The organism is Variovorax sp. P4_D9 (genome assembly GCF_056401695.1).
This window is the reverse complement of the sequence record NZ_JBFUIU010000402.1, coordinates 1-8165: the sequence shown is the minus strand read 5'-3', so window position 1 is coordinate 8165 and position 8165 is coordinate 1. Positions and strand designations below refer to the sequence as shown.

General features: G+C 66.4%; 10 protein-coding genes and 2 pseudogenes. 10 read left to right on the top strand and 2 right to left on the bottom strand.

The genetic code is table 11. From position 1 onward, the window contains the following. The 3 genes from AC1DY5_RS32730 to AC1DY5_RS32720 all read left to right on the top strand — a co-directional run. On the top strand, positions 1–687 hold a 687-nt coding region (locus tag AC1DY5_RS32730), incomplete at its 5' end, for an LLM class flavin-dependent oxidoreductase (RefSeq protein WP_478118253.1). Positions 688–707: 20 nt separating this feature from the next. Continuing rightward, a complete protein-coding gene (locus tag AC1DY5_RS32725) occupies positions 708–1238 on the top strand; it encodes a flavin reductase family protein (RefSeq protein ID WP_478118252.1) in 531 nt (176 codons plus the stop codon). A 53-nt stretch (positions 1239–1291) separates the two neighbouring features. Continuing rightward, positions 1292–2074: a cyclase family protein gene (locus tag AC1DY5_RS32720; protein WP_478118251.1), complete on the top strand. Its 783-nt coding sequence runs from the start codon at positions 1292–1294 to the stop codon at positions 2072–2074. A 19-nt stretch (positions 2075–2093) separates the two neighbouring features. On the opposite strand, the gene AC1DY5_RS32715 is transcribed toward AC1DY5_RS32720, so the two are convergent. Next, complete coding sequence (locus tag AC1DY5_RS32715) at positions 2094–2237, bottom strand: hypothetical protein (RefSeq protein WP_478118255.1); 144 nt, start codon at positions 2235–2237, stop codon at positions 2094–2096. 86 nt (positions 2238–2323) lie between these two features. Beyond that, a pseudogene (locus AC1DY5_RS32710) lies at positions 2324–2368 on the bottom strand (hypothetical protein); the annotation flags it as partial. A 152-nt stretch (positions 2369–2520) separates the two neighbouring features. Here AC1DY5_RS32710 and AC1DY5_RS32705 point away from each other — a divergent pair. From AC1DY5_RS32705 to AC1DY5_RS32675, 7 genes and pseudogenes are all read left to right on the top strand, one after another. Then, positions 2521–2780 (top strand): annotated as a pseudogene (locus tag AC1DY5_RS32705) (LysR substrate-binding domain-containing protein); the annotation flags it as partial. A gap of 513 nt (positions 2781–3293) precedes the next feature. Beyond that, a complete protein-coding gene (locus AC1DY5_RS32700; protein ID WP_478118248.1) occupies positions 3294–4217 on the top strand; it encodes a YihY/virulence factor BrkB family protein in 924 nt (307 codons plus the stop codon). A gap of 564 nt (positions 4218–4781) precedes the next feature. Continuing rightward, positions 4782–5375: a type 1 glutamine amidotransferase domain-containing protein gene (locus AC1DY5_RS32695; protein WP_478118245.1), complete on the top strand. Its 594-nt coding sequence runs from the start codon at positions 4782–4784 to the stop codon at positions 5373–5375. Further along, complete coding sequence (locus AC1DY5_RS32690; RefSeq protein ID WP_478118243.1) at positions 5372–5560, top strand: hypothetical protein; 189 nt, start codon at positions 5372–5374, stop codon at positions 5558–5560. The genes AC1DY5_RS32695 and AC1DY5_RS32690 overlap by 4 nt, the downstream gene beginning before the upstream one ends. 68 nt (positions 5561–5628) lie before the next feature. After that, positions 5629–6876: a thiamine pyrophosphate-dependent enzyme gene (locus AC1DY5_RS32685; RefSeq protein WP_478118241.1), complete on the top strand. Its 1248-nt coding sequence runs from the start codon at positions 5629–5631 to the stop codon at positions 6874–6876. After that, positions 6873–7886 carry an alpha-ketoacid dehydrogenase subunit beta gene (locus AC1DY5_RS32680; RefSeq protein ID WP_478118240.1) on the top strand — a complete coding sequence of 338 codons (1014 nt, stop codon included), beginning with the start codon at positions 6873–6875 and terminating at the stop codon, positions 7884–7886. Before AC1DY5_RS32685 ends, AC1DY5_RS32680 begins: the two co-directional genes overlap by 4 nt. Continuing rightward, positions 7887–8165: biotin/lipoyl-containing protein (locus AC1DY5_RS32675; protein WP_478118238.1), on the top strand; the 279-nt coding region annotated here is incomplete at its 3' end.

The window sequence follows — 8165 nt, the reverse complement described above, 5'->3', positions numbered from 1 at the left end:
CGCTATGGATACGCCCAGGAGTGGTTCGACATCGTCCAGAAGCTCTGGACGCATCCGCGTCCGTTCAACTGGCAGGGGGAGTATTTCAAGCTCAGCAAGGCATACGGCCTTCCTGCTCCGCGCAGCGGTCGACCGCCTATCCTGAACGCTGCGGGCTCAGCCGAAGGGCGCGAGTTCGCCCTGAACAACGCGGACTTCTTGTTCACACCCGCCATCGATCTCGATCGTTCCACCCAAGAGATCGCCGAGCTGAAGGCCAAGGCCGTCGTACAAGGGCGCAAAGTCGACATACTGACCTTCTCGCATGTCGTGTGCCGGCCCACCGAACGCGAGGCGAAGGACTATCTCAAGCACTTCGGCAACGAGCACGCCGACTGGGCGGCGGTCGACAACCTGATTGCCTTGCAGTTCGCCAATGCCAAGTCCTTTCCCCATGACCTGCTGGCGCTGATTCGCGACCGAATGGCGGCTGGCCATGGCGGCTATCCGTTGACCGGCACGCCCGAGCAGGTGGCGGACGGCATTTGCGCGCTGGCCGCGGCAGGCTTCAAGGGGACGACCCTTTCATTCGTCGACTACGTCGAGGAATTTCCCTACTTCCGCGACCAGGTCCTGCCCATCCTCGAATCCCGCGGGTTGCGCGCACCCGTGGCGGTGGCTCCCGACGCGGTACGGTTGGCAGCATGAACACCGTGCAAGCCACGTCCATGCCGGGCGCGGCGCATTCGCTCGCCATGGCGGCTGAGCCGTCGGCCTTCAAGTCGGCGATGCGCGAGCTCGCGGGGGGCGTCAGCATCGTCACGGTACAAGTCGGGCGTGAGCGCTCCGGCTTTACCGCCACCTCCGTGACCTCTCTCTCGGCTGATCCGCCCACCGTGATCGCCTGCGTCAACCGGATGAGTTCGTCGGCATCCCTGCTGTCGAGAACCGATCGCTTCGGTGTCAGCATGCTCACGCAGACCCAGCAGCGGGTGGCGGACCGATTCGCAGGAATGAATGGCGTGACGGGCAACCAGCGCTACGCAGCCGAGCGCTGGATCCAGCTCACCGCGGACGGCGCACCCGTGATGCGCGACAGYGCAATCTCGCTCGACTGCCATATCGAGGACATGATCGAAAAGCACTCGCACTGGATTCTGGTCGGACGCGTGATGGCCATTCACCGCGGCGAGGTCGAGGCAGCCCCGCTGGTGTACTGGCGAGGCGGCTATCACCAGCTCGCCGATTGCCGCTGCTAGCTCTTCCCCCGCGCCATGCATCGCTTGCACCCCATCATCCGGAGCCACCATCCATGAACACGAATTCCTTGTCGCCACTCCAACGCGCCCTGGCCGCCGACTCGGTGCGCATCGTCGACTTGACCCAAACCTTGTCGTCATCATTTCCCGCATTGCAGCTGCCGCCCCAGTTCGGCCAGGTGTGGTCATTCAAGATGGAGAAGATTTCGCAGTACGACGACGCCGGCCCCGGCTGGTACTGGAACAACTTCTCCTGCGGCGAGCACACCGGCACTCACTTCGACGCGCCGGTGCACTGGGTGACCGGCAAGGACCAACTGAACAATACCGTCGACACGATCGACCCATCGCGCTTCATTGGCCCGGCGGTCGTGGTGGATGCGAGCGCGCAGGTCGCGCTTGATCCTGATTGGCTGTTGACCGTGGATTTCCTCGAGGACTGGGAAGTCCGGCATGGACGCATTCCGGCGGGCGCCTGGGTGCTGTTTCGGACCGACTGGTCCAAGCGCATCGACGATCCGGCAGCGTTCGTCAACATGCAGGAAGACGGTGCACACACGCCGGGCCCCACGCAGGAGGCGGTGCAATGGTTGATCGAGGAGCGCGAGGTACGAGGATTCGGTGTCGAGACGATCAACACCGATGCGGGCCAGTCCCACGCGTGGCCGATGGCCTATCCGTGCCACACACTGATGCACGGGTCGAACAGGTATGGACTGCAATGCCTGACGAATCTGGACCAGTTGCCGCCGACGGGGGCCGTGATCTTCGCCGCGCCGCTGAAGATCGAGGGCGGCTCCGGCAGTCCGCTGCGCGTCCTTGCATTGGTGGGGTGACGAGTGCAGGACGTTGGGTTTAAGCGATGCCGGCGCCCAGGGCCGGGAATACATCGCTGAACAACAAACCGATCAGTTGCTGTCCAGCCGGCGTAGACCAATCCTGCGCGATCTCTGCCATGAGCGTGTTGGTGGCGGTGAGCACGACGCCCGCATCGTGCATGCGTTGACGCGAGAACTCTTCGGAAAGCTGGGCGATCCTGAAGCGTCCATCACAGCTTGGACGGCGAAGCCTCCGAGCGCAGCGTCGATTGCCGGGAAGATGAGGCAAACGTCCGTGGTGACGCCCGCCATGACCAGATTCTTACGGCCCGCGGCGAGCACCGCATTGCGGAAGTCGAGATAGGCCACGCGTTGACGACGCCCGAGCGCTTGATCCGCGCCGCGTGCGCGTCGGGCAGGATCGCGGCGATTTCCGGAAGAATCGGGCCTTGGGCGCGATGGAAGTCGGCGGGCGCTTTAGGTCAACAGCGTGGGCATGTTCAAGCGCTTGGCGACGCTGGACTTGGGCGTCATCCTCCTGTCCGAAGAGATTGCCGCCGAGGACGTGGCAGGCGGTCGGTTGCGCCGGGTATTGCCCGACTGGCAGGGCAAGTCGACGCCGGTCTATGCCCTGACCGAGACCCGGTTGCTGCCGGCAAAGACGCAGCGCTACATCGAGTTCCTGCAGGAGCGCCTGGGCCGGCAAACCACGCCCCGACTGTGATGGTGCTCCCCGCCTCAACTCCGACCTCCGGCGTTCGCAATGGCCGACCTTGCAGATTGCTCCAACTTCCGCTTTCAGTCCGAGCAGACATGGGGACGTCCTGGTCATCTGACCGGGCATGCCCGTTACGATCGCACGCGGCGGAGTAGACGAGCCTGCTCGAAGCATTTCGCTTGCGCACCATGAAGTGTGATCTGCGGCATCCGCTGCAAAGCCAACCCAAACAGCATCCGATCCGACTTGCCGCCGAGCCTTGATCGTCCACCTCCGAAAGTGCAACATGAACACCATCTCGCCCGGAGCTATCAGAGCGCTCGAATACCCCCCGGACATCGAACGCCCGGAAGACGACGAGCGGGAGGCGGGCCGCGAGCTCGTCGAGACCATTGCGGCCGAAGGGCCTCAACCCGTAATTGCCTGTCGCGGCGCCCCGTGCACTCGGCTCGGTGATGGGCGTGCGCCTGTACGGGCCTCCGCTCCAGCAGCAGGCGGGATGACTTGGCATCCCGGTTCATGAGCTGCCTTGGCGACGTCTGGAACGGCGTGCTGCACGCGGCGATGGCAACGCCAGGCCTGCGCATCATTCTTCCGGCCATCCGAAATTACATTCTCCACCAGAGCGCCAATCAAGCCGGAAGCCTGGCGTTCTCGTGGTTGCTGGCAATGTTTCCGCTATTAATTCTGCTGTCCGCCGCCGCCGGCTTCGTTGGGCAGCCCGGCGACGCGGCGGCGCTGGCCGACCGCGTGATGGACTACGCGCCGCAGGTGGTGCGCGACGCGATGCAGCCGGTCATCGACCAGGTGCTGGCTCAGCGCAACCAAGCGCTGCTGACCATTGGCGTGATGGGCACGCTGTGGACAGCCTCGTCGGGCTTGCAGGCGGTGCGCTCGGCGCTCAACCGCTCGTACGGCATTAAGCGTGGCCTTCCGTTCTGGAAAGCGCGCATGAAGGTCACGCTATTCACCGTGATCGTGGGCGCCGGAATCGTGGCCACGTTCAGCTCGGTGATCATCATGCCGTACCTGTGGCGGCTGCTACAGACCAACGTGGGTGTGGGGCAGGACGCGCTCTGGTTGCGCAACAGCGTACGCTACGGCTCGGCCTTCCTGGTGCTGACCACGCTGTATGCGCTGCTGTACGGCTGGCTGCCCGACATTCGCCAGCGGCTGTACACCGTGATGCCCGGTGCCATTGTGGGAGCGGCGCTGTGGGTGGCAGCTGCAGCCACCCTGGCGTATACGCTGCGGACCGCCGGCAAACTGGCGCTGGTATACGGCAGCTTCGCGGGCGTGGTCGCGACGCTGGTGTTCCTGTATATCAGCGCGACCACACTGATCTTTGGCGCCGAAATCAACGCGGTACTGCGCGAGAAGGGGAAACCGCCGATGTCGCCGCCCCCGCCGACGAAACCACCTCCGGCCAACAGCGTTGTCTAGGGCGAGGCCGCCGGGTTCCCGGTCCGCCGGGGCGCGCCATCCGACGATCCGTCGAGCGACGATGCCGGAAGGGCCGGAACTGCCGGATCGCGCGCCGGACCGCCGTGGCATCGCCGTGCGCGCGGCTGCGTCGCGCATTGGCCGCGGGCGAGGGACTCGGGTGGGCTTGCGGCTCTGGCCCGCCCCATGCCGGAGCCTTCGCAGGCGCGGGCGATTTCTTGATGATTTCCGCAGGTTGCGCGGGTTGGAGCGGCTGCTGTACCGAAGACTGCTGCGCCAGAGCGCCGGTCGCAAGGCGGACGAGGTTGCGACGCCGTGCCGCCAATTCCGGGAGCGACGAAGAATGCAGTTGTCTCGTGGAGCCATGGCGATCGGATCTCGACTGTGGATCGCATCGGACTGGCGCGCATGGTGACCCCGTTTGCGAGCGGAACGACCCTGCGCGTAGGCCATCGCTGTGTTCTGGCGTGCCCGCCGCGTCTGACGACTGTCGCGCGTTCCGGCCTACGCAGCGTCGCACCTGGCGATCCGAGGCTCGATGGATATCTCAACCGGAGTTGTCCGATGCCAGCAAACAAGCAACTCGACGGCGTCCGCGTGGCGATCCTGGTCGCCGATGGTTTCGAGCAGGTGGAACTCGAGCAGCCGCGCCGCGCGCTCGAAGAAGCGGGCGCGACCACCCGGATCGTCTCGCCGGCCGACGAGAGCGTGCGCGGCTGGAACCACCACGATCCGGCCGACTCCTTCGCGGTCGACGTGCGCCTGCGCGAAGCCCGGGCCGAGGATTTCGATGCGCTGCTGCTGCCCGGCGGCGTGATCAATCCCGACGCCTTGCGCATCGATCCCGTCGCCGTATCGTTCGTGTCCGGCTTCGTGGTCGCCGGCAAGCCGATCGCGGCCATCTGCCATGGGCCCTGGACCCTGATCGAGGCCAAGGGCGTGAAGGGACGGCGCATGACCTCCTGGCCTTCGCTGCACTCCGACCTGCACAACGCCGGCGCCGAATGGGTCGACGATCCGGTGGTGGTCGACGGCGCGCTCGTGACCAGCCGCAAGCCTGACGACATCCCGGACTTCAACCGCGAGATGGTCGGGATTTTCGCCGCCGCTCCGGCGCGCGCCGCGTACGGATCTGGAGGCCCGGAGGGTTCCCTGTGACCCCGCGCGACGCCGTTCCAGACAGACCCCGCCGCGACGCCCGGGTCCAGATCGACTCGCTGTTGCCCGGCGTGTCGACGGAATCGGGCAGCACGCGCCGGACCGCGCTGCGCATCGCGATGGGCGTGGGCTACGCCGCCGTCCTTTCGGGCTTGCCCACTTGTGAGATACGGGCAATTGACTGACTGCGCCGGAGCCTGAAATTCGCTAGGCTTTGGTGGCGAGCGATCCCATCGAGCGCGGAGACCACGCGATGAGCCAGGGCGCGCCTCTTCATCTGCATGTGCCGGAGCCCACCGGGCGGCCGGGGCATCAGACGGATTTTTCCTACCTCCACCTGTCGCGCGCTGGCGAGGTGCGAAAGCCTCCGATCGACGCATCGCCAGCCGACACCAGCGATCTGGCCTACACGCTGGTGCGCGTGCTCGACGACGAGGGCCGCGTCGTCGGTCCGTGGGCGCCAGAGGCCGACCCCAAACTGCTGCGCCGCGGCCTGCGCGCAATGATGAAGACGCGCGCCTTCGACGCCCGCATGCTGATCGCGCAGCGGCAGAAGAAGATCTCGTTCTACATCCAGTGCCTCGGCGAGGAGGCCATCGCCACCGGCCACGCGCTGGCGCTGCAGCAGGGAGACATGTGCTTTCCCACCTACCGCCAGCAGGGCCTGCTGCTGGCGCGCGACGACGTGTCGATGGTGGAAATGATCTGCGAGCTGATGTCCAACGAGCGCGACCCGCTCAAGGGGCGGCAGCTGCCGGTGTGCTATTCGATGAAGCGGGCCGGCTTCTTCTCGATCTCGGGCAACCTGGCCACGCAGTTCATCCAGGCGGTGGGCTGGGGCATGGCCTCGGCGATCAAGGGCGACACGCGCATCGCGTCGGGATGGATCGGAGACGGCGCCACCGCCGAGTCCGACTTCCACACGGCGCTGACCTTCGCCCATGTGTACCGCGCGCCGGTGATCCTCAATGTGGTCAACAACCAGTGGGCGATCTCGACCTTCCAGGCCATCGCCGGCGGCGAGGCCACCACCTTCGCGGCGCGCGGCGTGGGGTGCGGCATCGCCTCGCTGCGCGTCGACGGCAACGATTTCCTCGCGGTGCTGGCCGCCTCGCGCTGGGCCGCGCAGCGCGCCCGCAGGAACCTCGGCCCAACGCTAATCGAATGGGTGACCTATCGCGCCGGCGCGCATTCGACCTCGGACGATCCCTCGCGCTACCGGCCGGCCGACGACTGGTCACACTTTCCGCTAGGCGATCCGATTCCGCGGCTGGCGCAGCATCTCATCGGCATCGGCGCCTGGTCGCAGCAGGAGCATGAAGAGACGCAGGCGAAACTGGAGGCCGAGGTCAGCGCCGCGCTGAAGGAGGCCGAGCGCTACGGCTCGCTGGCCGATGGGCATCTCGCCGGCGCCGCGACAATGTTCGAGGACGTCTACAAGGACATGCCGGCGCACCTGAAGCGGCAACGCGAACAGATGCAGTCCGGAGCTGCGTCATGAGCGCCATGACCATGATCCAGGCCTTGCGCTCCGCCATGGACGTGATGCTCGAGCGAGACGACAACGTCGTCATTTACGGCCAGGACGTCGGCTATTTCGGCGGCGTGTTCCGCTGCACCGAAGGCCTGCAGGCCAAGTACGGCCGTTCGCGCGTGTTCGACGCGCCGATCTCCGAAGGCGGCATCGTTGGCTCGGCCATCGGCATGGGCGCCTACGGCTTGCGCCCGGTGGTCGAGGTGCAGTTCGCCGACTACTTCTATCCGGCCTACGACCAGATCGTTTCCGAAGCGGCGCGGCTGCGCTACCGCTCGGCCGGCGACTTCAGCGCGCCGATCACCATCCGCATGCCCTGCGGCGGCGGTATCTACGGCGGCCAGACTCACAGCCAGAGTCCGGAGTCGCTGTTCACCCACGTCTGCGGCGTGCGCACGGTGATGCCATCGAACCCGCGCGACGCCAAGGGCCTATTGATTGCCTCAATCGAGAACGACGACCCGGTGATCTTCCTGGAGCCCAAGCGCCTCTACAACGGCCCGTTCGACGGCCATCACGACCGCCCGCTGGTGTCCTGGTCGGCTCATCCGCTGGGCGAGGTGCCCGAGGGGCACTACGTCGTGCCGCTGGAATCGGCCGCCGTGTTCCGCCCCGGCACCGACCTGACGGTGATCACCTACGGCACGATGGTCTTCGTCTCGGAAGCTGCGGCGCGCGAGACAGGGATCGACGTCGAGATCATCGACCTGCGCAGCCTCTGGCCGCTGGACCTGCAGACCCTGGTCGATTCGGTGAGGAAGACCGGCCGCTGCGTGATCGTGCACGAGGCCACGCGAACCAGCGGTTTCGGCGCCGAGCTGACGGCGCTGGTGCAGGAGCACTGCTTCCATCACCTCGAGGCGCCGATCGAGCGCGTGACCGGCTGGGACACGCCCTATCCGCATGCGCAGGAGTGGGCCTACTTCCCGGGGCCGGCGCGCGTGGGCGCCGCATTCCGCCGCGTCATGGAGAACTGAATGGGCACGCATGCGATCAAGGTGCCGGACCTCGGCGAAGGCATCGCCGAGGTGGAGTTGGTGGCGTGGCGCGTGCAGCCCGGCGACACGGTGGCCGAAGACCAGGTGCTGGCCGACGTGATGACCGACAAGGCCACCGTCGAGATTCCCTCGCCGGTCGCGGGCAAGGTGCTCGCACTCGGCGGCGAAGTCGGGCAGCAGATCGCGGTGGGCTCGGAGCTGATCCGAATCGACGTGGGGCCCGACGGCGAGGCGGGGGCGGTGTCGGCGGCCCCCGCG

Excerpts from the sequence above, each read along its gene's own strand:
- AC1DY5_RS32720 (WP_478118251.1), top strand. The coding sequence starts at position 1,292 with ATGAACACGAATTCCTTGTCGCCACTCCAACGCGCCCTGGCCGCCGAC.
- AC1DY5_RS32715 (WP_478118255.1), bottom strand. The coding sequence starts at position 2,237 with ATGCACGATGCGGGCGTCGTGCTCACCGCCACCAACACGCTCATGGCA.
- AC1DY5_RS32700 (WP_478118248.1), top strand. The coding sequence starts at position 3,294 with ATGAGCTGCCTTGGCGACGTCTGGAACGGCGTGCTGCACGCGGCGATG.
- AC1DY5_RS32695 (WP_478118245.1), top strand. The coding sequence starts at position 4,782 with ATGCCAGCAAACAAGCAACTCGACGGCGTCCGCGTGGCGATCCTGGTC.
- AC1DY5_RS32685 (WP_478118241.1), top strand. The coding sequence starts at position 5,629 with ATGAGCCAGGGCGCGCCTCTTCATCTGCATGTGCCGGAGCCCACCGGG.
- AC1DY5_RS32680 (WP_478118240.1), top strand. The coding sequence starts at position 6,873 with ATGAGCGCCATGACCATGATCCAGGCCTTGCGCTCCGCCATGGACGTG.